This window comes from Sphingomonas qilianensis (assembly GCF_039614825.1).
Lineage (GTDB): Bacteria > Pseudomonadota > Alphaproteobacteria > Sphingomonadales > Sphingomonadaceae > Sphingomonas > Sphingomonas qilianensis.
Genome location: NZ_JBDIMF010000001.1, coordinates 55,151 through 76,800 on the forward strand (window position 1 = coordinate 55,151; position 21,650 = coordinate 76,800).

The 21,650-nt window shown below is 64.8% G+C and carries 24 protein-coding genes; 7 read left to right on the top strand and 17 right to left on the bottom strand.

Annotation, left to right across the window (positions count from 1 at the left end; all coding sequences use genetic code 11):
* Nucleotides 1-85 precede the first annotated feature (85 nt).
* Complete coding sequence (def, locus tag ABC969_RS00260) at nucleotides 86-613, top strand: peptide deformylase (RefSeq protein WP_345862236.1); 528 nt, start codon at nucleotides 86-88, stop codon at nucleotides 611-613.
* Between the two features lie 164 nt (nucleotides 614-777).
* On the opposite strand, the gene ABC969_RS00265 is transcribed toward def, so the two are convergent.
* Nucleotides 778-2,442, bottom strand: a complete 1,665-nt coding sequence (locus ABC969_RS00265) for a formate--tetrahydrofolate ligase (RefSeq protein WP_345862237.1) — start codon at nucleotides 2,440-2,442, stop codon at nucleotides 778-780.
* 262 nt (nucleotides 2,443-2,704) lie between these two features.
* Between ABC969_RS00265 and ABC969_RS00270 the strand changes: the two genes are divergently transcribed.
* Entirely contained in the window at nucleotides 2,705-4,156 is a 1,452-nt protein-coding gene (locus ABC969_RS00270) for a DNA recombination protein RmuC (RefSeq protein WP_345862238.1), read from the top strand.
* A 7-nt stretch (nucleotides 4,157-4,163) separates the two neighbouring features.
* Here the strand turns inward: ABC969_RS00270 and ABC969_RS00275 are convergent, their stop codons facing one another.
* From ABC969_RS00275 to ABC969_RS00315, 9 genes are all read right to left on the bottom strand, one after another.
* Nucleotides 4,164-4,469, bottom strand: coding sequence for a type II toxin-antitoxin system RelE/ParE family toxin (locus ABC969_RS00275; protein WP_345862239.1), 306 nt, complete (start codon nucleotides 4,467-4,469; stop codon nucleotides 4,164-4,166).
* Nucleotides 4,466-4,717, bottom strand: a complete 252-nt coding sequence (locus ABC969_RS00280; RefSeq protein ID WP_345862240.1) for a type II toxin-antitoxin system ParD family antitoxin — start codon at nucleotides 4,715-4,717, stop codon at nucleotides 4,466-4,468. The genes ABC969_RS00275 and ABC969_RS00280 overlap by 4 nt, the downstream gene beginning before the upstream one ends.
* Before the next feature lie 70 nt (nucleotides 4,718-4,787).
* Nucleotides 4,788-5,588, bottom strand: a complete 801-nt coding sequence (locus tag ABC969_RS00285; protein WP_345862241.1) for a TrmH family RNA methyltransferase — start codon at nucleotides 5,586-5,588, stop codon at nucleotides 4,788-4,790.
* Nucleotides 5,589-5,714: 126 nt separating this feature from the next.
* On the bottom strand, nucleotides 5,715-5,987 hold the full coding sequence (locus ABC969_RS00290) for an HPr family phosphocarrier protein (protein ID WP_345862242.1): 273 nt from the start codon (nucleotides 5,985-5,987) through the stop codon (nucleotides 5,715-5,717).
* Nucleotides 5,987-6,394 (bottom strand): PTS sugar transporter subunit IIA, encoded by a 408-nt coding sequence (locus ABC969_RS00295; protein WP_345862243.1) that lies wholly within the window; start codon nucleotides 6,392-6,394, stop codon nucleotides 5,987-5,989. The genes ABC969_RS00290 and ABC969_RS00295 overlap by 1 nt, the downstream gene beginning before the upstream one ends.
* Nucleotides 6,394-7,329: an RNase adapter RapZ gene (rapZ, locus tag ABC969_RS00300; protein ID WP_345862244.1), complete on the bottom strand. Its 936-nt coding sequence runs from the start codon at nucleotides 7,327-7,329 to the stop codon at nucleotides 6,394-6,396. The genes ABC969_RS00295 and rapZ overlap by 1 nt, the downstream gene beginning before the upstream one ends.
* Complete coding sequence (locus tag ABC969_RS00305; RefSeq protein ID WP_345862245.1) at nucleotides 7,329-7,757, bottom strand: HPr kinase/phosphorylase; 429 nt, start codon at nucleotides 7,755-7,757, stop codon at nucleotides 7,329-7,331. Before ABC969_RS00305 ends, rapZ begins: the two co-directional genes overlap by 1 nt.
* A complete protein-coding gene (locus ABC969_RS00310; protein WP_345862246.1) occupies nucleotides 7,754-9,313 on the bottom strand; it encodes a sensor histidine kinase in 1,560 nt (519 codons plus the stop codon). The genes ABC969_RS00305 and ABC969_RS00310 overlap by 4 nt, the downstream gene beginning before the upstream one ends.
* On the bottom strand, nucleotides 9,310-10,017 hold the full coding sequence (locus ABC969_RS00315; RefSeq protein ID WP_345862247.1) for a response regulator: 708 nt from the start codon (nucleotides 10,015-10,017) through the stop codon (nucleotides 9,310-9,312). Before ABC969_RS00315 ends, ABC969_RS00310 begins: the two co-directional genes overlap by 4 nt.
* Before the next feature lie 211 nt (nucleotides 10,018-10,228).
* Here ABC969_RS00315 and ABC969_RS00320 point away from each other — a divergent pair, with 211 nt between their 5' ends.
* Together ABC969_RS00320 and ABC969_RS00325 are read left to right on the top strand one after the other, a co-directional pair.
* Complete coding sequence (locus ABC969_RS00320) at nucleotides 10,229-11,845, top strand: phosphoenolpyruvate carboxykinase (protein WP_345862248.1); 1,617 nt, start codon at nucleotides 10,229-10,231, stop codon at nucleotides 11,843-11,845.
* Between the two features lie 23 nt (nucleotides 11,846-11,868).
* Entirely contained in the window at nucleotides 11,869-12,366 is a 498-nt protein-coding gene (locus tag ABC969_RS00325) for a hypothetical protein (protein WP_345862249.1), read from the top strand.
* On the opposite strand, the gene ABC969_RS00330 is transcribed toward ABC969_RS00325, so the two are convergent.
* Nucleotides 12,353-12,814: an NfeD family protein gene (locus ABC969_RS00330; protein ID WP_345862250.1), complete on the bottom strand. Its 462-nt coding sequence runs from the start codon at nucleotides 12,812-12,814 to the stop codon at nucleotides 12,353-12,355. The two genes, ABC969_RS00325 and ABC969_RS00330, sit on opposite strands and share 14 nt — an antisense overlap.
* Nucleotides 12,811-13,794: an SPFH domain-containing protein gene (locus tag ABC969_RS00335; protein ID WP_345862251.1), complete on the bottom strand. Its 984-nt coding sequence runs from the start codon at nucleotides 13,792-13,794 to the stop codon at nucleotides 12,811-12,813. Before ABC969_RS00335 ends, ABC969_RS00330 begins: the two co-directional genes overlap by 4 nt.
* 164 nt (nucleotides 13,795-13,958) lie before the next feature.
* Here ABC969_RS00335 and guaB point away from each other — a divergent pair, with 164 nt between their 5' ends.
* The 3 genes from guaB (at nucleotide 13,959) to ABC969_RS00350 (ending at nucleotide 17,317) form a co-directional block, all read left to right on the top strand.
* Nucleotides 13,959-15,416 (top strand): IMP dehydrogenase, encoded by a 1,458-nt coding sequence (guaB, locus tag ABC969_RS00340; RefSeq protein WP_345862252.1) that lies wholly within the window; start codon nucleotides 13,959-13,961, stop codon nucleotides 15,414-15,416.
* A gap of 180 nt (nucleotides 15,417-15,596) precedes the next feature.
* Nucleotides 15,597-16,772 (top strand): RsmB/NOP family class I SAM-dependent RNA methyltransferase, encoded by a 1,176-nt coding sequence (locus ABC969_RS00345; protein ID WP_345862253.1) that lies wholly within the window; start codon nucleotides 15,597-15,599, stop codon nucleotides 16,770-16,772.
* Nucleotides 16,773-16,804: 32 nt separating this feature from the next.
* The gene (locus ABC969_RS00350) at nucleotides 16,805-17,317 is read left to right on the top strand and encodes a hypothetical protein (protein ID WP_345862254.1); all 513 of its coding nucleotides are present in this window, start codon (nucleotides 16,805-16,807) and stop codon (nucleotides 17,315-17,317) included.
* Nucleotides 17,318-17,347: 30 nt separating this feature from the next.
* On the opposite strand, the gene ABC969_RS00355 is transcribed toward ABC969_RS00350, so the two are convergent.
* The 5 genes from ABC969_RS00355 to ABC969_RS00375 all read right to left on the bottom strand — a co-directional run bounded on the left by ABC969_RS00355 (nucleotide 17,348) and on the right by ABC969_RS00375 (nucleotide 21,624).
* Nucleotides 17,348-17,593, bottom strand: a complete 246-nt coding sequence (locus tag ABC969_RS00355; protein WP_345862255.1) for a DUF6894 family protein — start codon at nucleotides 17,591-17,593, stop codon at nucleotides 17,348-17,350.
* Nucleotides 17,594-17,681: 88 nt separating this feature from the next.
* Nucleotides 17,682-18,416, bottom strand: coding sequence for a Crp/Fnr family transcriptional regulator (locus ABC969_RS00360; RefSeq protein WP_345862256.1), 735 nt, complete (start codon nucleotides 18,414-18,416; stop codon nucleotides 17,682-17,684).
* Between the two features lie 40 nt (nucleotides 18,417-18,456).
* Nucleotides 18,457-19,278 carry a 16S rRNA (adenine(1518)-N(6)/adenine(1519)-N(6))-dimethyltransferase RsmA gene (gene rsmA, locus ABC969_RS00365; protein WP_345862257.1) on the bottom strand — a complete coding sequence of 274 codons (822 nt, stop codon included), beginning with the start codon at nucleotides 19,276-19,278 and terminating at the stop codon, nucleotides 18,457-18,459.
* A complete protein-coding gene (gene pdxA / locus ABC969_RS00370) occupies nucleotides 19,275-20,270 on the bottom strand; it encodes a 4-hydroxythreonine-4-phosphate dehydrogenase PdxA (protein ID WP_345862258.1) in 996 nt (331 codons plus the stop codon). Before pdxA ends, rsmA begins: the two co-directional genes overlap by 4 nt.
* 10 nt (nucleotides 20,271-20,280) lie before the next feature.
* Entirely contained in the window at nucleotides 20,281-21,624 is a 1,344-nt protein-coding gene (locus ABC969_RS00375) for a peptidylprolyl isomerase (protein ID WP_345862259.1), read from the bottom strand.
* Between the last annotated feature and the right edge of the window lie 26 nt (nucleotides 21,625-21,650).

The following is a 21,650-nucleotide window of genomic DNA, read 5'->3' on the forward strand; positions in this document are numbered from 1 at the left end:
ACGATCCTTCTTTTTTCGCGCAAAGACGCGAACACGCCAAGGGAGTAAACTTGACGCGGGACCGTCACTTTCCTAGCTCGCCGTGATGGCAATCCTAGACATCCTTGAAGTTCCCCATCCCGGCCTGCGCGCCGTGGCCAGGCCCGTCGCGGCAGTGGACGACGCGACGCGCGCGATCGTCGCCGATATGTTCGACACGATGTACGATGCGCGCGGCATCGGTCTGGCCGCCACGCAGGTGGCGATCGAGCAGCGCATCGTCGTGATCGATCTGCAGGAGCCGGAATCGGACGCCGAAGACGCCAAGCCGGTCCGCGCGCCGCATGTGTTCATCAATCCCAAACTGGTATCGGTCAGCGCGGAACTGTCGAGCTATAACGAAGGCTGCCTCTCGATCCCCGAGCAATATGCCGAGGTCCAGCGCCCCGCCACCTGCCGGCTGGCCTGGCTCGATGATCAGGGCGCCGCGCAGGAGCAGGATTTCGACGGCCTCATGGCCACCGCGATCCAGCACGAGATCGATCATCTGAACGGCGTGTTGTTCATCGATCACATCTCGAAGCTCAAGCGCGACATGCTGATGAAAAAGCTGACGAAGATGCGCAAGGGCTAAGGGCAGGGGCCGCTGGCGGATATGTCACCCCAGCGAAAGCTGGGATCTCAAGCGGCTAAGGCTCGCCGTATCCGCGCAAGACCCCAGCCTTCGCTGGGGTGACGATGAGGCGGGGTGAGCGGGCCTCCAACTACTTGCTCAAAATACCACTTTGAGCGAAAACCCTAGAACAATCCCTCGATCTCGCCCCCGGCCCCAAGGCGGATCCCCTCCGCCGCCGGCACGCGCGGCAGCCCCGGCATCGTCATCACCTCGCCGCAGATTGCCACCACGAATCCCGCGCCCGCGCTCAGCCGCACCTCGCGCACCGGCACGACATGATGCGTCGGCGCGCCCAGCTTTGCCGGATCGGTCGAGAAACTATACTGCGTCTTGGCCATGCAGACGGGCAAATGGCCAAAGCCTGCCTCTTCCCAGCGCCGCAATTGCGCATGCACCGAGGGATCGGCGATCGCCTCCTCGGCGCGATAGACCCGCGTCGCCACCGTGTTGATCTTCTCGAACAGTGGCAGGCCATCATCATACAGCGTTGCGAATTGCGGGCTGCCGTGGTCGCATAGCTGGGCGACCGCCTCTGCCAGCGCCACCGCCCCCGCGCCGCCATCGGCCCAATGCGTGCACAACACCGCTTGGGATCCGTGCGCCGCGGCGATCTCGCGGATCACCGCCATTTCCTCGGCACTGTCGCCATCGAAGCGGTTGATCGCCACCACCACGGGCACGCCGAACATCCGCACATTTTCGATATGCCGCGCGAGATTGACGCCGCCGCGCCGCACCGCCGCTGCGTCCGCCGGGCCGAGATCGCTTTTGGCCACGCCGCCATTCATCTTCAGCGCGCGCACCGTCGCCACGATCACCGCTGCCGCCGGCTTCAGCCCCGATTGCCGGCACTTGATGTCGAAGAATTTCTCCGCGCCCAGATCGGCGCCGAACCCGGCCTCGGTCACGACATAATCGCCCAGCGCGAGCGCGGTGCGCGTGGCGATCACCGAATTGCAGCCATGCGCGATATTGGCGAACGGCCCGCCATGCACGAACGCCGGATTGCCCTCCAGCGTCTGCACCAGATTGGGCTTGATCGCCTGCGCCAGCAGCACCGCCATCGCGCCATCGGCCTTCAGGTCGCGCGCCGTGACAGGGCGCCGGTCACGCGTATAAGCCACGACGATGCGCCCCAGCCGCGCCTCGAGATCCTCCAGCCCGTCGGCAAGGCACAGGATCGCCATCACCTCGGACGCCACCGTAATGTCGAACCCGCTCTCGCGTGGGAATCCATTGGCGGGGCCACCCAGCGACTGCGCGATGTCCCGCAGCGCGCGATCGTTCATATCGAGCACACGGCGCCACACGATGCGCCGCACGTCGATGTCGAGCGCATTGCCCCAATGGACATGATTATCGATCATCGCCGCGAGCAGATTGTGCGCGCTGGTAATGGCGTGGAAATCGCCGGTGAAATGAAGGTTGATATCCTCCATCGGCGCGACCTGCGCATAGCCGCCGCCAGCCGCGCCGCCCTTGGTGCCGAAACACGGCCCCAGCGAGGGCTCGCGTAGACACAGCACTGCCTTGCGCCCGATCAGGTTGAGCGCGTCCGCCAGCCCCACCGAGGTGGTCGATTTGCCTTCGCCCGCGGGCGTCGGATTGATCGCGGTGACCAGGATCAGCTTGCCGTGCCGGCCCGTTGCGGGGACCCGCGCCAGATCGATCTTCGCTTTGAAATGTCCGTAAGGCTCAACCGCTTCGGTTGGGATATTCAGCTTGGCAGCGATCTCGCCGATGGGCTGGAGCGTGGCGGCGCGCGAAATCGCGATGTCTGTCAGCATGGGGGATGTCGTAGCGAGCGGAAATTGCGCCGCAAGCCCGGCGGATGCGAATATTCGCTCTGTCCTACATCCAGTGTTCAATCTATGTTCCTTGCCATGCCGGCCGCTTTGCACTTCTCTGCCCGATATGCATCTCGCCGCGGATGCGCCGCGCTGGTCCTGAAAACGGCGCCAGCGTCTCAACATTGTCAACATTCGCCGCCTGCCAGCGCCAAATACGCGTGAGCCTCTCAACATTCTCAACATTCGCCGGACTGCTTTGATGGAAATTTTTCTCGCTGTGTTGCTTGCCGTGATTCTCGGGGTCGCGCTCGGCTGGTGGCTTGGCAGCCGCGCCGCGGCGCAGGCGCGCGCCGAGCGCGATGCGCGGACCGAGGAATTCAAGCGCGCCATCACCGAGCTCGCCGCCGCCGAGGAGCGCGGCAAGGCCACCGCCTATCTGCGCGATCAGCTCGATGTGATTCGCAACGAACGCGATGTCGCGCGCCTGGAGAATACCGCGCTCAAGACGCACACGGCGGCCTTTGAAAGCCGCCTCGCCGAAATGCGCCAGGCGGACGACGCCCGGTTGCAGATGGTGCGCGAAACGCACGAGACGCGCATCGCCGAATTGCTCCACGCCAAGGATCTGCTCGCCACGCAATTCGCCGAAGTGTCGAACAAATTGCTCAACGATGCGCAGGAGGTGTTCCTGCGCCGCGCCGACGAACGCTTCAAGCAATCCGAGGAAACTGCGGGCCAGAACCTCAAATCGATGCTCCAGCCGGTCAGCGATCGCCTCCTCCGCTATGAGGAAGCCGTGACGAAGGTCGAGAGCGAGCGCAAAGGCGCGTTCAGCGAGCTTAAGGGCCAGATCGAGCAGATGCGCATCGGCCAGGAGAAGGTCTCCACTGAAGCCGCCAAACTGGTCAATTCGCTACGCAACGCCCCCAAATCGCGCGGCCGCTGGGGCGAGCAGCAGCTAAAGAACGTGCTGGAAAGCTGCGGCCTGTCCGAACATGCCGATTTCCAGACCGAAGTCAGCGTCGCCGGTGAGGATGGCGGGCGGCTGCGCCCCGACGTGATCATCAACATCCCCGGCGGGCAATCGCTGGTGATCGATGCCAAGGTCTCGCTCAACGCCTATCAGGACGCGTTCGGCGCGGCCGACGATGCCGAGAAGATCGTTGCCTTGGGCGCGCATGCCGCGGCGATGCGCGCGCACGTCAACGGTCTCGGCAACAAGGCCTATTGGAGCCAGTTCGCCGATGCGCCGGATTACGTCATCATGTTCGTGCCCGGCGAGCATTTCCTCTCCGCCGCGCTTGAGCATGACCCCACCTTGTGGGATTTCGCCTTCGACAAGCGTGTGCTGCTCGCCACGCCGACCAACCTGATCGCCATCGCGCGCACCGTTGCTGCGGTCTGGCGGCAGGAAAAGCTCGCCAAGGAAGCGCGCCAGATCGGTGAGCTCGGCAAGGAAATGCATGATCGCCTCGCCAAGGTGGCGGATGATCTGCGCAAGGTCGGCTCGGGGCTGAACAGCGCGGTGAGCAACTTCAACACGTTCACCAACTCATTCAACACCCGGCTCGTCTCGACCGGCCGCAAGTTCAAGGCGCTCAACGTAGACACCGGCGCGCGGGAGCTGGAAGACGTGCCGGCAATCGAGACGCTCGCGCGCCACGGCACGACGCCCGCACTACTCGAGGAATCAAAGGAACGCGCCGAGTGACGGCGCGCTAGCCGTGAAACTGCGCTTCGGCATCCCGGCTGGCATGGAGCACATTGACGATTTCGACGTCCCCATCGCGATAGCGGAAAAAAATGACATAGGATTGGAATGGCGTGCTCCGCAGGCCCGGCAAAATTTCCGGTCGCGGCGTCCCGATGTTGCCGGGCAACTCGGCTATTCGAGCGCACTTATCATGCAGCCTGACGGCGAAATTGGTGCCGATTTCGCGACTGGCGGCGTGGGTGGCAATATACCGCGCAATGCCGCGGATATCGTCCTCCGCTGCCGGAAGATACCGAAGGCGGTGGCTCATTTCGCGATATTCTCGCGCTCCCACTCGTCCAACTCGGCCTCGACAGCGGCAAGAACTTGCTCACCGGTCTTGGCGCCGCCGCGGGCTATCGACGCTTGGATCGTCTCGCGCAACGCCTGCAATGTCGCTTCGCGCGCTTGGACCAACCGAAGCCCTTCGTTCACCACGTCGCTGGCCGACTCGAACTTCCCGTCTTTGACGGCTTCCCGCACGAAGCCTTCCCAGCGTTCTCCGATCGCAACATCCATCGGTTTTTTCCTCACTCACGGTGCCGGTGATCATACCACATCAGATGCGAACGATACCACCAATCCCTGCTCAGCCGCGCCGCTGCGCCAGCACCTCATAAGCCATCACCGCTGTCGCCACCGCCGCATTCAGGCTGTCGGCCTTGCCCAGCATCGGCAGCTTGACGAGCAGGTCGCATGCTGCTGCCATCTCCGCCGGCATGCCCTGCGCCTCGTTGCCGGTGAGCAGGAAGGTCGGGCTGTCATAGTTGGCGGCACGATAGTCGTTCTCGGTATCGAGGCTGAGCCCGACCAGTTGCCCGGGGCCGCTGCGCAGCCAGGGCAAGAAGTCATCCCATTCCGTCTGCACGACGGGCACGGTGAACAATGCCCCCATGCTGGCGCGCACCGCTTCGATCGAAAACGGATCGACGCATTCGCCGATCAGGATCAGCCCGCCCGCGCCGACCGCGTCGCCAGTGCGCAGGATGGTCCCCAGATTGCCTGGATCACGCAACCGTTCGGCCACCAGCCAGATATCCGCGCTGCTCCGATCGAGCACGGCCAGGGCCGAGTCGAACGCCGCGAACACGCCGACCACCGCCTGCGGGTTATCCTTGCCCGACAATTTGGTGAGGATATCAGGCACCGTCTCGATCGCCTGCCCACCGCTGTCCTCGACATCGAAGATCAACGTGCGGACCAGCGGATGCGCGGCGCCCTCGCGCGAGTAGAACAGAAATTCGGGGATCCGCCCATTTTCCCGCGCCTCGGTCAGGATGCGCAGCCCTTCGGCGAGGAACAGTCCTTCGGCGCGGCGATGGCGCTTCTCGCGCAGGCTGCGCATGCGCTTGATCAGCGGGTTGGAGAAGGCGGTAATCTCGCGGGGCATCTCGTTTCCCCCCTCCCATTTACGGGAGGGGCCGGGGGTGGGCTCCCGGTTTCCTCAATTGGCACGTTCGCGGTGGGCGCGAGCCCACCCCCATGCCCTCCCGTAAACGGGAGGGGAGCAAGAAGGTCAATCCTCGCCGAACTTTGCCTCCACCAGATCGCACAAGGCGCCGACGGCGGCCTCGTCGCCATCGCCATCAGCAGAAATAACGATCGAATCGCCCATTGCCGCGCCGAGCATCATCAGCCCCATGATCGACGTGCCCGTCACCGACCCGGCACCGTCTTTTTCGACCGTCACCTCGATGCCCTGCGTCGAAGCAAGCGTCACGAATTTGGCACTGGCCCGGGCATGCAGCCCGCGTTTGTTGGTGATGAGCACCGTCCGCTGCACGGGCATCAGGCGGCCGCCTCGCCCAGCACTTCGGACGCCACGGTAATATATTTGCGTCCCGCCTCGCGCGCTGCGGCGACGGCATCGACGACCTTCATCTTCGAGCGGGCCGAGCCCAGGCGGATCAGCATCGGCAGATTAATTCCGGCAATCACTTCCACGCGACCCTTTTCCATCAGCGAAATGGCCAGATTGGAAGGCGTGCCGCCGAATAAATCGGTCAGCACGATCACGCCGCTGCCATCGTCCACGGCGGCAATCGCCGTGGCGATGTCGGCGCGGCGCGCCTCCATATCATCGTCCGGGCCAATCGGGATTGTCGCGACGCGCTCCTGCGTGCCCACGACGTGCTCCATCGCGGTGACGAATTCGTCCGCTAACCGTCCATGTGTCACCAGAACCAGGCCGATCATTACAACTGCGTTCCACTACCAGGGGCGTCTTCCGGAGGGCTCTCCAGGCTGTCCTGGGGCGCCGCCGCCAAATCACGGTGCCGAACCGTGGGGGAAAATGCTGCGTCGCGCAACCGCTTCGCCACGCGCTCGGCGACATGCACCGAGCGGTGTCTCCCTCCGGTACAGCCAAACGCCACCGTCACATAGGATTTCCCCTCCGCCCTGTAGCGCGGAAGCAACAGCTCCAGCAGCGATTCGATGTGCGATACCGCTGCCTCATAGGCTGGATCTTCGGCGACATAAGCCGCGACATCGGCATCGAGGCCAGTGCCTGGTCGCAGCGCCGCGACCCAATGCGGGTTGCGCAGAAAGCGCATGTCGAACACCAGATCGGCATTGCGCGGCAGCCCGCGCGAAAAGCCGAACGACAGGATCGACAGCGTCGGCTCGCCTAGACCGCCGCCCGAAAAGCTCTCGCGCACCTGCTGCGCTAACTCGTTCGCAGTCAGTGTGGTGGTGTCGATCAGGCGGTTGGCCCAACGCCGGAGCGGCGCCAGCAATTCGCGTTCGCGCGCGATGCCGTCGCTGGCCAGCCGATCAAGCGCCAGCGGATGCCGGCGCCGAGTCTCGGAATAGCGCCGTTCGAGCTCGCTCCCCGCGCAATCAAGGAACAGCGTGCCGATGTCGTGGCCATGCTCCTCGCGCAGCGTCTTGATGCGTTTGGCGACGCGCTCGGGGTCGAAGTCGCGCGTCCGCGCACCGATCCCGATTGCCAGCGGGCGCTCGTTATTCTCTGTCCCCTCGGGGAGCGGCGCGCTGAGCAGACGGTCGAGCAGCAGCAGCGGGAGGTTATCCACCACTTCCCAGCCCAAATCCTCCAGCGTTCGCAGCACGGTAGACTTGCCGGCGCCGGACAGGCCCGTGACCAGCAGGATCTGCTTGGGATGCGACATCAAGATTCCGTCCGTGCCAGTGCGAGTTCGACCTTGATCGGGGCGGAAGCTTCCAGCCCGTTCAGCGTGACCAGGGGGATGCGAAGGCCGCCGACGACCCGCTCGGCGTGCTCCGGCAGGCGTTCGACCACGTCGTCCAGCCGGACCAGCAACGCGATCGGCGCCACGGCAAGAGTATCGACCGCGATGATGCCGAGCCCGCGCACTTCCATCTGCCCGCGGATCGTGGCTGGCGCGCTGGCCAGCAGGCGATCGCCATCCCGCGCCACGACCGTGTAATCATCGCTGATCAGTCGCGCGCCACGATCGATCAGGCGCAGCGCCAGATCGGACTTGCCCGCCCCCGAGCGGCCCTCGATCAACACCGCGCGACCGCCGATTGCGACGGTCGACGCGTGCAGCGTCTCCGAGAAATATGCGTCGCTCATTGTTCATCCACCAGCGGTAACCGCACGACAAATCGCGCCCCGGGCAACCGATCATCGCGTGGCTCGGCCGTAATGGTGCCTTGATGCCCCTCCACGATGGTCCGTGCAATAGCCAGTCCGAGCCCGGAATGCTTGCCGAACGCTTCGCTTTCCGGGCGCAGCGACTGGAAGCGGTTGAACACCTGTTCGCGCGCATCCTCGGGCACGCCGGGGCCCTCATCCTCCACCCCGATGGTGACCCGCTCAGCGCGGCGTTGCGCGGCGATCGTCACCCGACCCCCATCGGGCGAAAAGGAAATCGCGTTTTCGATGAGATTTTCGAAGACCCGCTCCAGCCTGGCGCCTTCGCCCATCACGACCAGCGGGTCGGCGGGCAGCGGCGCGAGGACGAGGCTGACATGGCGCTCCACGCCGCGCTGCTCACGCTGCAGCAGCAGCCCGGCGATCATCGCGCCAATATCGACGGGTTCGAACTTGGCACGGCTGAGCTGCGCATCCAGCCGCGATGCTTCGGAAATATCGGTAATCAAGCGGTCCATGCGGTGCACATCGTCGCGCAGGATCGCCAGCAGACGCTCCTGCAAGGCGGGATCGCGCACCAGCGACAGCCCATCGAGCGCCGAGCGCATCGAGGCGAGCGGGTTTTTCATCTCATGCGTCACGTCCGCCGCAAACGCTTCGGTGGCGTCGATGCGCGCGCGCAGCGCCAGGCTCATGTCGGACAAGGCGCGCGCCAGCATGCCCACCTCGTCGCGGCGCGAGGGGAGGCGGGGGACGACCACTTCGCGCGCCCGCCCCAGGCGTACGCGCACGGCCGCGCGCGCCAGCCGCCGCAGCGGTCGCACGATGGTGCGCGCGAGAAACAGCGACAGCAGGATCGAGACCAGCGAAACGATCAGCAGAACCACGCTGAGACGGAAGCGTTCGACCCGCACCGTTTGCGTGATCTCGCGCGCATTGCTGGTGCTCAGCACGGTACCCTGACCCGGCACGACCGCAGCGGCGGTAATCACCGGCGTGCGATCGGGAGCACGCCACACGGTAGCAGGCAGCGCGCTGGCGCCATGCGCCGCGCGGACATCCGGCCAGCTCAGGCCATCGCTGCGTTCGCGATAGAGCGGCGCGCGCGGCGCGCCCACCACGGTGTCGATGACCGCATCGAGAAACCGCGCCGCGCCTTGCCCCCAATCCTGTTTGTCGGGATCGCGCAGCACGACATTGCGCAAGCCGAGCGCGCGCGTGTCGGCGAGCAATGTACCCGTATCGTCATACAAGCGCAGCCGGGCGCCGGTATCGTTGCCCAGTCGGATCATCAAGGCATCGCGCCGCCCCGGCGCCACGGAGCGCAGCGCCTCGGCCATCAACCGCACTTCGCTGACCGATTGCGCGACGCGGCTGTCGACGATCCGGCTACGATAGGAATCGAGATAGAAGAAGCCACCCGCCAGCAGGGCGAGGGCGAAAATATTGACCGCCAAAATTCGCGGCGTGAGCGAGACGCGGCCGGACCAGCGCAGATCCGGCACATCATCTTCATCCCGCCCGAACGTGGTCATTCCTCGGAAAATCGATAGCCGGCGCCGTATAACGTCTCGATCGCGTCAAATTCCGGATCGCATTGGCGGAACTTGCGACGCACGCGCTTGATATGGCTGTCGATGGTGCGGTCATCGACATAGATGTCGTCCTGATATGCGGCATCCATCAGCTGATTACGCGTTTTGACGATGCCGGGCCGCTGCGCGAGCGTTTCGAGAATCAGGAACTCGGTTACGGTGAGCGTGACCGGTTTGCCGTTCCAGGTCACGCGGTGTCGCGCGGTATCCATTGCCAACCGTCCACGGACCAATTCGCCTGCGGCAACTTCCGCCGCCCCCGCAGGCCCTGCCTGTACCAATTCAGTACGCCTCAGAATCGCGCGGATGCGGGCGATCAGCAGTCGCTGCGAAAACGGCTTGGCGATATAATCATCCGCGCCCATCGCCAGGCCCAGTGCCTCATCCAGCTCGTCATCCTTGCTCGTCAGGAAAATCACCGGCGTGGCCTGCCGCTCGCGCAGCCGTCGGAGTAATTCGAGCCCGTCCATGCGCGGCATCTTAATATCGAAAATGGCCAGATCGGGCGGATTGTCCACCAGCGCCTTGAGCGCAGTCTCCCCATCCGAATAGAGACGCGTCACAAAGCCTTCGGCCTGCAACGCGATCGAGACCGAGGTGAGGATATTCCGGTCGTCATCGACGAGCGCGATCGTGGCCGTCATGGGGTCGCCTTGCTGTTCGCCAGCCCGATTAGGGCAAATGCTGCAACTGCTCAACTGCGCGCGATCATCCATGATCTGAACCCCGCACTTTCAACAATTGTCAGATAAATACTCGAATTCTCGCAACTAGACAAAGGTCAACCGACCGCGATAAGCGCTGCTGTTAAGTGTTAACGCGATATTCGCCCTAACGCCTTACAGGAGAGCGCAATTGAGCGACCGTATTCCCGACGCCGGCCTAGAAGCGCAAGGCATCGAAACCCGCGCCAATCTTCACTGGAACCTGGTCACTGCCCGCTTGGTGGAAACCGCCGTCGCGCGTGGCGAGGGAAAACTGTCCGCCGATGGGCCGCTGGTCGTCGAAACCGGTGCGCACACGGGTCGCTCGGCGCAGGATAAGTTTATCGTCCGTGATGCCGAGACGGAAACAACGGTCTGGTGGGGCAAGAGCAACAAGGGCATGAGCCCTGAGCATTTCGCCGCGCTGAAAGCGGATTTCATGACCGCGCTGCGCAGCAAGGAAGACCTTTACATCCAGGATCTGTTCGGTGGGTCGCAGCCGGAAAATCGGGTGCGCGTGCGCGTCGTCACCGAGCTTGCCTGGCACAATTTGTTTATCCGCACGATGCTGGTGCGTCCGGAGGAATCCGAACTGCGCGGCTTCGCGGCCGATTACACCATCATCGACCTGCCGAGCTTCCGCGCCGACCCGGCCAAACATGGCTGCCGCAGCGATACGGTGATCGCGGTGAATTTTACCGAAAAGCTGATTCTGATCGGCGGCACCAAATATGCTGGCGAAATGAAGAAGAGCGTGTTCGGTTTGCTCAATTATATGCTCCCGATCGACGGCGTGATGCCGATGCATTGTTCGGCCAATATCGGCCCAGACGGCGACACCGCGGTGTTCTTCGGCCTCAGCGGCACGGGCAAAACCACGCTCAGCGCCGATGCCAGCCGGACGTTGATCGGTGACGACGAACATGGCTGGTCGGACACCGCCGTGTTCAATTTCGAGGGCGGTTGCTATGCCAAGATGATCCGCTTGTCCGCCGATGCCGAGCCGGAAATTTTCGCCACGACCAAGCGCTTCGGCACGGTGCTGGAAAATGTCGTAATGGATCCTGTCACGCGGGCGCTGGATCTCGAGGACAATAGCCTCGCGGAGAATAGCCGCGGCGCCTATCCGATCGACTTCATCCCCAATGCCTCCGAGCATAATATGGGGCCGGTGCCCCGCAACATCGTGATGCTGACGGCGGACGCCTACGGCGTGCTGCCGCCGATCGCCAAGCTGACCCCCGATCAGGCGATGTACCATTTCCTGTCGGGCTACACGGCACGCGTTGCCGGGACGGAGATCGGGGTGACTGAACCCGATGCGACGTTCTCGACCTGTTTCGGCGCGCCTTTCATGCCCCGGCATCCATCAATCTACGGCAATCTGCTGAAAAGCCGCATCGCCAAGGGCGGCGTCGATTGCTGGCTGGTCAATACCGGCTGGACCGGCGGCAAATATGGCACGGGCCATCGCATGCCGATCAAGGCAACGCGCGCGTTGCTCAACGCGGCGCTGGATGGTTCGCTGAATGACGCCGAGTTCCGCACCGATCCGAATTTCGGCTTCAAGGTGCCGATCAGCGTGGCAGGCGTGGACGATGCGATCCTCGATCCACGCCAAACCTGGGCGGACAAGGAGGCATATGACGCGACAGCGGCCAAGCTGGTCGATCTGTTCGTCGAGAATTTCACGCAATTCGCCGAGCATGTCGATGAAGGCGTGCGCCAAGCCGCACCGCAAGCGCCGCAGACCACCGAAACTGCTTGAAGCCCGATCACCGCATCGGGCCAATGCGAAAGTCCGATGCGATGACCGATCATCCGTTCCGCCCCTTCGCCGACGATGCCGCGGTCCGCGCGGTTGGCGAAGGGCTGCTCACCCGCACGCTGCCGCGTGCGGACTGGACCCACGAGGCGCATCTCGCGGCAACCATATGGCTGTTGCGCGAACGGCCCGATATCGATGTCGATGCCGAAATTGCCGCCATCATTTCAGGCTATAATGCCAGCGTGGGGGGCGTGAACGATGATAGCCAAGGCTATCACGATACGATCACCCGGTGTTTCCTAGCTGGCGCGCGGTTGCATCTGGTGGGGCGACCGGCAGGGGAGTCGCTGGTCGCCGCGGTCAACGCGCTGCTGGCGTCGCCCATGGGCCGCCGGGACTGGCCGCTGCGTTTCTACTCGCCCGCACGCCTGTGCTCGGTCGCGGCGCGCCGCGGCGCCATCGCGCCGGATGTCGCGGCGCTCCCGGCGGCTGACCAGGGGCGTGAATTCAGGGCGCCGTAAAAATTGCCAGCGGCTCCACCACTAAAACGCCGCGGTCGACCTGGTGCACGCGCACGCGGGTGCCCGCCGGGCAATCCGGCCCGCGCGCTGGCCACACGCCATCGGCCACTTTCACGCGGCCATGGCCGCCATCGATCGCCTGCTCCACGGTGACGATCTCGCCGATTAGCCGCGCGGCGCGATCGTTGAGCAACGGGTCGGCCGTTTCGATCGGGTAATCGCGGTACCAGCGGCGACCGATGAGCACCGTCACCCCGCTCCACAAGGCGAACGAGGCGAGCTGACCGGCCAGTGGCAGATCGGCCAGCACCAGCGTGGCCGCGCCGGTCAGCGCCGCGGCGATCGCGAGAAAGACCAAGAACACGCCCGGGATAAGCAGTTCGGCAAGGCCGAGCAGCAGCGCCAGCGCCAGCCAGAGCGTGCCTGCGCCGATCCCGCCGCCCGTCACTGTCCGTTTTGCTCGAACGGACCGCGCAGCCGAGTTGGCGGCGTCGGCGGGGTGGGGGGCTTGGGCGCCGGCGTATCGGCCAGCGCCTGTTTGGCGAGCTCGCCAATCCCGCCCAACGTGCCGATCAGCTGCGTCGCCTCGACCGGGAACAGGATCGTCTTGGCGTTAGGGGAGGTGGCGAACTTGCCGACTGCCTCGACATATTTCTGCGCGATGAAATAGTTGAGCGATTGCGCGCTGCCCTGCTCGATCGCCACCGAGACGAGCTCGGTGGCCTTGGCTTCCGCCTCGGCCAAGCGCTCCCGCGCCTCGGCATCCCGATAGGCGGCTTCGCGCCGCCCCTCGGCTTCGAGGATTTTGGACTGTTTCTGGCCCTCGGCGCGCAGGATTTCCGACGCGCGGCTGCCTTCGGCCTCGAGGATGTTGGCGCGCTTCTCCCGCTCGGCCTTCATCTGCCGGCCCATCGCGTTGACGATATCGGCGGGCGGGCGGATGTCCTTGACCTCGACGCGCGTGATCTTGACGCCCCATGCCGCAGTGGCGTGATCGACCACCACCAGAAGCCGCGCGTTGATCTCGTCGCGCTTCGACAGCGTTTCGTCCAAGTCCATCGAGCCCATCACGGTGCGCAGATTGGTCGTCGTCAGCTGCAGGATAGCCACATACAGTTCGGACACTTCATATGCCGCCTTGGCCGCATCGAGCACCTGGAAGAACACCACGCCATCGACCGCGACCATGGCATTGTCCTTGGTAATGATCTCCTGCCCGGGAATATCGATCACCTGCTCCATCATGTTGATCTTGCGACCGACGCGGTAAAAGAAGGCGGGATAGAAATTGAACCCGGGCCGCGCCGTCGTGGTGAAGCGGCCAAAATATTCGATCGTATATTGGTAGCCTTGCCGGACGATCTTGATGCTCGTCATGAGATAGACCAGCACCAACGCGACCGCGATCGCACTCAAGATCAAGCCCATGGCAGATGCTCCAGAAGTTATCTTGGTAATTTAGCAGATCATCTGGACAAACCTAGTCAAATGCGGCGCCGGGCGGGGCGGGCGGCAACGCCCGCCCTAGCGCAACGGCGCCCACTTGGTTACATGGCACGCCACGATTCTCCCTACGCAGGAACTGGCATCTCATGGACATCCGCCTCGGCCTCACTTTCGACGATGTCCTGCTATATCCGGCCGAGTCCGATATCGTCCCCAGCCAGGCCAATACCGCGACGCAGCTGACACGCGGCATCACGCTCGACATCCCGATCCTGTCCTCGGCGATGGATACGGTGACCGAGGCCGACATGGCGATCGTCATGGCGCAGCTCGGCGGCATCGGCGTGCTTCACCGCAACATGGAGATCGAGGAGCAGGTCGCGGCGGTGCGCCAGGTCAAGCGTTTCGAGAGCGGCATGGTGGTCAACCCGATCACCATCCATCCGCGGGCGACGCTGGCCGAGGCCCGTGCGCTGATGACCAACAACCGCATCAGCGGTATCCCGGTGGTGGAGAGCGACGGCAAACTGGTCGGCATCCTGACCAACCGCGACGTGCGCTTCGCCGAGAACCCGCTCCAGCCCGTGTCAGAGCTGATGACGCACGAAAATCTCGCCACCGTGTCCTCGGGCGTGGGCAAGGAAGAGGCGCGCCGGTTGCTGCACCAGCGCCGGATCGAGAAGCTGCTTGTGGTTGATGACAGTTATCGCTGCGTCGGGCTGATCACGGTCAAGGATATCGAAAAGGCCGTGACCTATCCCAACGCCACCAAGGACGAGAGCGGCCGGCTGCGCGTCGCCGCCGCCACCACGGTCGGCGACAAGGGCTTCGAGCGCACCGAGGCGCTGGTCGATGCCGAGCTCGACCTGATCGTGATCGATACCGCGCATGGCCATAACCGCGATGTCGCGCGCGCCGTGGAACGCGTGAAGAAGCTCAGCAATTCGGTCCAGGTGATCGCGGGCAACGTGGCCACCGCCGCCGCTGCGCGCTCGCTGATCGATGCGGGGGCGGACGGGATCAAGGTCGGCATCGGGCCGGGCTCGATCTGCACCACGCGCATCGTGGCGGGCGTGGGCGTGCCGCAGCTCACCGCGGTGATGGAATGCGCCGCCGAAGCCGCCAAGAGCGGCGTGCCGGTGATCGCCGATGGCGGCATCCGCACCTCGGGCGATATCGCCAAGGCGCTGGCCGGCGGTGCTTCCAGCGTCATGATCGGTTCGCTGCTGGCCGGCACCGAGGAAGCGCCGGGCGAGACCTTCATCTATCAGGGCCGCGCGTACAAATCGTATCGCGGGATGGGCTCGGTCGGCGCGATGGGGCGCGGCTCGGCCGATCGCTATTTCCAGGGCGACATCAAGGATCAGCTGAAACTGGTGCCCGAGGGGATCGAGGGGCAGGTGGCGTTCAAGGGGCCGGCGCGCGATGTGATCCACCAACTCGTCGGGGGAGTGAAGGCGGCGATGGGCTATACCGGCTCGGCGACGATCCCTGATCTGCAACGCCGTGCGCAGTTCGTGCAGATCACCGGCGCGGGTCTGATGGAGAGCCATGTGCATGACGTGTCGATTACGCGCGAGGCGCCGAATTACCCTACGCGGTAAGCCGCGAGGTACGGTGGCAGGGGACTTTAACGTCACCCCGGACTTGTTCCGGGGTCCACTGTGCCGCATGAGCTTCGGCCGACTGTTTTGCGGCGCGGTGGACCCCGGAACAAGTCCGGGTGACGAAATATATTGTCAGTCCCGCTGCTCTCACCGACACGACGACGTCAGGACAGATCAATGACCCCCTCCGCCCGTATCCAGGCCGCGATCGACCTGCTCGACGCCATCGTCATCGCCGCGCGTGATCAGGGCGCGGCGGCGGATACGATCATCGCCAAATATTTCGCGCAGCGCCGCTATGCCGGGAGCAAGGACCGGCGCGCCGTGCGTGAACTGGTATATGCCGCGATCCGCCAACTCGGTGAGCGTCCCAAGAGTGGGCGCGCGGCGATGCTGGCGCTGGCAGCGACGGATCCAGAGATCGCCGCCTTGTTCGATGGATCGACGCATGCACCCGCCGCGATCGGCAGCAACGAGGCCGCAGCCGCGCCGGGCATCGCGCCGGAATGGATCCTCAAACACCTGCTCGCCTCTGGCATCGGCGACGAGGAACTGCCCGCGCTGATCGATCGCGCGCCGCTCGATATCCGTATCAACCGATTGGTCGCCACGCCCGCGCCGATCGACGGTGCCGAGCCGGTCGCCGGTCTGCCCGACGCATTGCGGCTGCCCTCGGGCACCAGCATTGAGCAGCTCGATGCGTTCAAGGACGGCGCGATCGAGGTGCAGGATGCCGGCAGCCAGATCGTCGCGCTGGCGGCGCGCGCGCTGCCCGGGCAACGCATCGTCGATCTGTGCGCCGGGGCGGGGGGCAAGACGCTGACGCTCGCCGCCGCCATGGGCAATGACGGGGCATTGCTCGCCACCGACACCGATCGCGCGCGCCTCTCGCGCCTCACCCCGCGCGCGGCGCGAGCCGGCGCCACCGTGGTCGAGACGCGGCTGCTCAATCCCGGTGCCGAGGCAGAGATGCTCGCCGACTGGAACGACAGCGCGGATTGCGTGCTGATCGATGCGCCCTGCTCGGGCACCGGCACATGGCGGCGCAACCCCGAGGCGCGTTGGCGCCTGACGCCCGACCGGATCGAGCGGCTGGCGGCAACGCAGGCCCACGTGCTCCAAATCGGCGCCGCGCTGGTTAAGCCCGGCGGCGCGCTCATTTATATCGTGTGTTCGCTGCTCGATGAGGAAGGGGCGGGGCAGGTCTCCGCATTCCTTGCCGACCATCTTGGCTGGACCGTCGATCCGCTCGATCTGCCCGCCGGTCGCGCGCATGGCGGCGGCATGCGGCTAACGCCGGCGCACGACGCCACCGACGGCTTTTTTGTCGCGCGCCTCCTGCGGCCATGCTAGCCAAATTCACTGTGCCTACCCTGGAGAGCATCATGCGTTATTCGTCCGTTGCCGCCGCTGTTGCGCTGACGCTGCTGACCGTATCGACCTCGCTCCATGGCCAGCGACCCGACGACCAGATCGATCCGCGCTCGCTGGCGCTGCTGGCGCAGGGCCGCGCGGCGCAGGCTGCGGGCAACCTCGATGGCGCTACCGATCTGATCGAAACTGCACTGGCAGTCGACCCGCGCAACCGCCCAGCCTTTATCGTGCTCGGCGATTTGGCGCAGGCGCGCGGACTGCCGGGCAAGGCGATCCGGCTATATCGCGAGGCATTGTTGCTCGAACCCAATGATCGATTGGCGCTGGAGCGGGAAGGCGCCGCGCTGGTCAGTAAGGGCGCGGTGGCACAGGCCAAGGGCAATCTGGGCAAGATCCGCACGTTGTGCGCCAGGGACGCCTGTCCCGAAGCGGCCTCGCTCGCGGCCGTGATCGCTAAAGGCCCGCCGGTGCAGACCGTGGCGGCGACGACCCTGCCGGACAAGATCCCCACGGCGAAGCAATAACGCTCCCCATGGGCGGAAGCGTGGAAAGCGTTAAGCTCCCACCACGTCCACCGCGTCCTTGAACAGCACCAGATCCAAACACCTGCCTTCGCCATCAGTGATCTCGATCCGACAGGACAGGCAAAGACAGCCCGTACCCAATTCCTCGCACATGATTGCGCGCGCATCTTCCTTCGCCGCGTCGCGCGCGGCCGCCAGCGATGCGAACTCCCGACCCTCGGGATCGGAGGTCACCGTGCCGCATTCATGCAGATTGAAATAATAGCGTGCCATCATGGGCAAGCGTTTGGCGGCCAGCGAAGTTTCGCCACCTCGAGATTAAGATCATAAAGTGCGCAGCTTGGCCGGACCGATCGATCGCGCTTCAATCAGCCTTTTCGAGCACCAGATAGCGCGCGTCGAACTCGGCGATGTCACGCAACCGCGGCCAATCAATCACGCGCATCGTCTTGCCCGTGATATGCGCCGCGCCCCCCTCGCGCAGTGCGCGGAGCGTGCGGTTGACGTGCACCGGGGTCAGCCCGGTCGTGTCGCCCAGGGTAGTTTGCGTCAGCGGCCAATCGATCTCATGCCCGTCGTGCGATTGGCCCTTGCCGAAGCGGCACGCCATCTCGCACAGCAAATGCGCGACGCGCCCCTTGGCCGACAGCCGGGCATTGACCAGCGCCCACTGCGACAGCACCGCGGCATCGACCATGCAATCGCGCCAGAATGCTTCGGCGAGCGTACGCGATTGCCCAACGAGCTTGTGGATCTCGGCATGCGGCACGCGGTAGATCAGCGTCTCCCCGACGCTCTGCAGCGCCGTTGCCGCCTTGGGCAGCACGACCGAATGGAGATCCGCCATGTCGCCCGCGATGTGCAATGCGGTCATCTGGCGCTCGCCATTGCGCGTCTGGCCAAAGCGTCCGGCGAGCCCGGATACGACCAGACAAGCGCGGCTAACCTGTTCGCCCAGCCGGACGAAATCGCGGTTGGGCCGGATCAGCTCCAGCTCGCCCGGCAGCGCCAGGATGGCTTCGCGTTCGTCTTCGGTGAGGGTGGACCGCAGCGTCAGGCGGTCCAGCCAGAGGGATAGGCCGTATCGAGCGTCGTTCATCGCGTTCGCCTACAACGAACTCGTGCCGCGCTCCAAGTGCTTAGGCAGTCATCGCGCCCGCCGTGGCAGTAAAGTCGGCGACGCTCAGCGTCTCGGCGCGCCGCGTGGCATCGATCCCGACAGCTTCCAGCGCGGCCAATGCGCCGGACAGACCCTTGACGCTTTGGCGCAGCATCTTGCGCCGCTGCCCGAAGGCCGCGGCAGTGAGGCGCTCAAGCGTGAGGAAATCGACCTGCACAGGCGCCGCGAGCGGGGTGATATGCACCACTGCGGACATCACCTTGGGCGGCGGCGTGAAGGCCGAGCGATGCACCGGCATGGCGAGCTTGGCGGTAGAGCGCCACTGTGCCAGCACGGCGAGGCGGCCATAGGCGTCGTCATCCGTGCCCGCGACGATGCGATCGGCGACTTCCTTCTGGAACATCAAGGTCAGGCTCTGCCACCACGGCAACCAATCGGCTGACAGCCAGCGCACCAGCAAAGCCGTGCCGATATTGTACGGCAGGTTGGAGACGATGTGCGGCTTGCCGTCAAACAGACGCGTGGTGTCGAGTTCGAGCGCGTCGTCTTCGATCACGCGCAACTGCCCCGGAAAAGCCTCACCCAATTCCGCCAAAGCAGGGATGCACCGGCGATCGCGCTCGACCGCCGTGACGCGAGCGCCGGCCTGCAACAGCGCGCGGGTCAGCCCGCCGGGGCCGGGGCCGACCTCGAACACCTCGGCGTCCTGCAGGTCACCGGGGATCCTGGCGATGCGCGCAAGCAATTGCTGATCGAGCAGGAAATTTTGCCCCAGCGCCTTGCTGGCATTGAGGCCATAACGCGCGATGACCTCACGCAGCGGCGGCAGATCGACGCTCACGCTTCGGCGGCTGCGCGGCGCGCGGTCGCTTCACCGGCCATGCGGATCGCGGCGATCATCGCGCCGGGATGCGCGCTATTGGTACCGGCAATACCAAAGGCGGTGCCATGATCGGGCGAGGTGCGTACGATCGGCAACCCCAGCGTGATGTTGACCCCGTCATCGAAATGGAGCGTCTTGAGCGGCACGAGCGCCTGATCGTGATAGCAGCACAAGGCGGCGTCGTAGGTGGCGCGTGCCCGCTCGTGGAACATCGTATCGGCGGCGAACGGCCCCGTTGCGTCAATGCCCTCGTCTTGCAGCAGCGCGATCGCCGGCTGGAGGATATCGATCTCTTCGCGGCCCAGCGCGCCATGCTCGCCGGCGTGCGGATTGAACCCGGCAAAGGCGAGACGCGGCCGTTCGATACCGAAATTGCGTGTTAGCCCGCGCGCGGCGACGCGCGCCTTGGAGAGGATCAGCTCGATCGACAGCAACCCCGAAACGGCCGCCAGCGGCACATGCGTGGTGATCGGCACGACGCGCAGCGTTGGCCCAGCGAGCATCATCACCGCATTGTCCTGCGCGATCCCGCACCGTTCGGCGATAAATTCAGTCTGCCCGGGATAGCTGAAGCCGATCTGATAAAGTTGGGTCTTGGACACCGGGCCGGTGACCAGCGCGCTCACCGCATCGGAACGCGCCAGACCCGCCGCCAGCTCGAGCGAATGCAGCGCACAGCGCGCACCATCGACATCGGCCATACCCGGTGTAATTGCGCCGCCATCCTCGACATTGAGCACCGGCAGCGCGCTGCCGAATGCTGCCGCGGCCTGGCTGGGATCCCCGATTTCGGTGACCGGGCCGTGCCACACCGCCGCGATCGCGCGGGCATCGCCCACTGCGAAGAATAACGGCAGACGCTGCGCAGCGCGCGCCGCCCAGGCCTTGGCGATCACCTCCGGGCCGATCCCGGCGGGATCGCCCATGGAGACCGCCAGCGGAGCGATCACGCGGGCCGCCTCAACGATATTCAATGATCGCGTCACGGCGCAGATCGCGCAGCATCTGCTGCGCGCGCAGATTGACGCGCTGCTGTTCAATCTGGCCCTGCAACTGATCGGCACGCGGCAGTTCGCCATTGCGTGGTTCGTCACGGCCACACACGACCAGCGCACGCACGCCATCCTGCGCCGAGCCAAATGGCGGGGTGGCCTCGCCGATCTGCAATTGCAACATAATCTGTTGCAGTGCCTGCGGCAGTTCGCGGATCAGGATCGAATCGCGATCGACCACGTCGGCGCCGAGCGCGCTTGCGACCTTGGCGACATCGCCGCAGCCCTTGATTTGCTTTACTGCAGTGGCAAAGGCGCTGACCCGATCGGTGGCCTGCGCCTGCGTGGTGCCAGCGGGGAAGTTCACCGTCAGCTGCTTGAGCGCAAGCCGCGCATCGCGCGGATCAGCGGTAAGCACCTGCCGCTTGTCGACCAGATAGAGCAGCGAGAAACCGCCCGGCACTTCGATCGGTCCGGCGATCTGCCCCGCGGCCATGGTCGTCGCTACCTTGGCGAGCGATTCCGGCAGCTGCGGCGCACGCACCCAGCCGAGATCGCCATCGACCGACTTGGTCGTTGCTTCGGAAAAATTGCGCGCGAAATAGCCGAACGGTGCCTCGCCCTTCTGAATCTTCTCGATCATCTGGCGCATGCTGGCGAACACCTGCTCGGCGCGATCGGGCGTGGCCGAGAGATAGATTTCGTTGACGCGATATTCCTCGGTGCCCTTGCTCGCCTCGAGCCGCGCCAGGATGGCCTGCACTTCTTCCTCGCCGACATTGACGCTCGGCTCGACCTTGCGGCGCAGGAACCCGTTCCAGGCAAGCTCGCCTTCGATCTGGCGCTTCATCGATCGCTCGGACGAGCCGACCTTGCGCAGATAGGTGCGGAACTGGTCGGGAGTCTGCTGGAAATTCTTGGCCACGCCGTTGAAGCTCGAATTGATCTGCGCCGCCGGAATGGTGATGTCGCTGGCCTTGGCTTCCTGGATCTGCAGCGCCTCATCGATCAGCTGGTTGAGCACCTGGGTGCGCAGCCGGACCTTATCCTCATCGCTGATCTTGAGCGGGTTGGCGGCCATGATCAGCGCCACGCGCTGATCGACATCGGTGCCGGTGATCACGGTATCGTTGACGATCGCGGTGGGCTTGCGGACGTTGGGATCGACCTTGCCGAAAACCTGCATATTATCGGGAATATTAAGCCCGGTATCGGGAACGGCTTCCCCCGCGGTCTGCGCCATGGCGGCGCTGGCCACCGCGATCCCGGCGCACAGGGTCATCACGCGTCCGAAACGGGTAGCCTTCGTCATCGAAATCATCACGTTATTCTTAATCC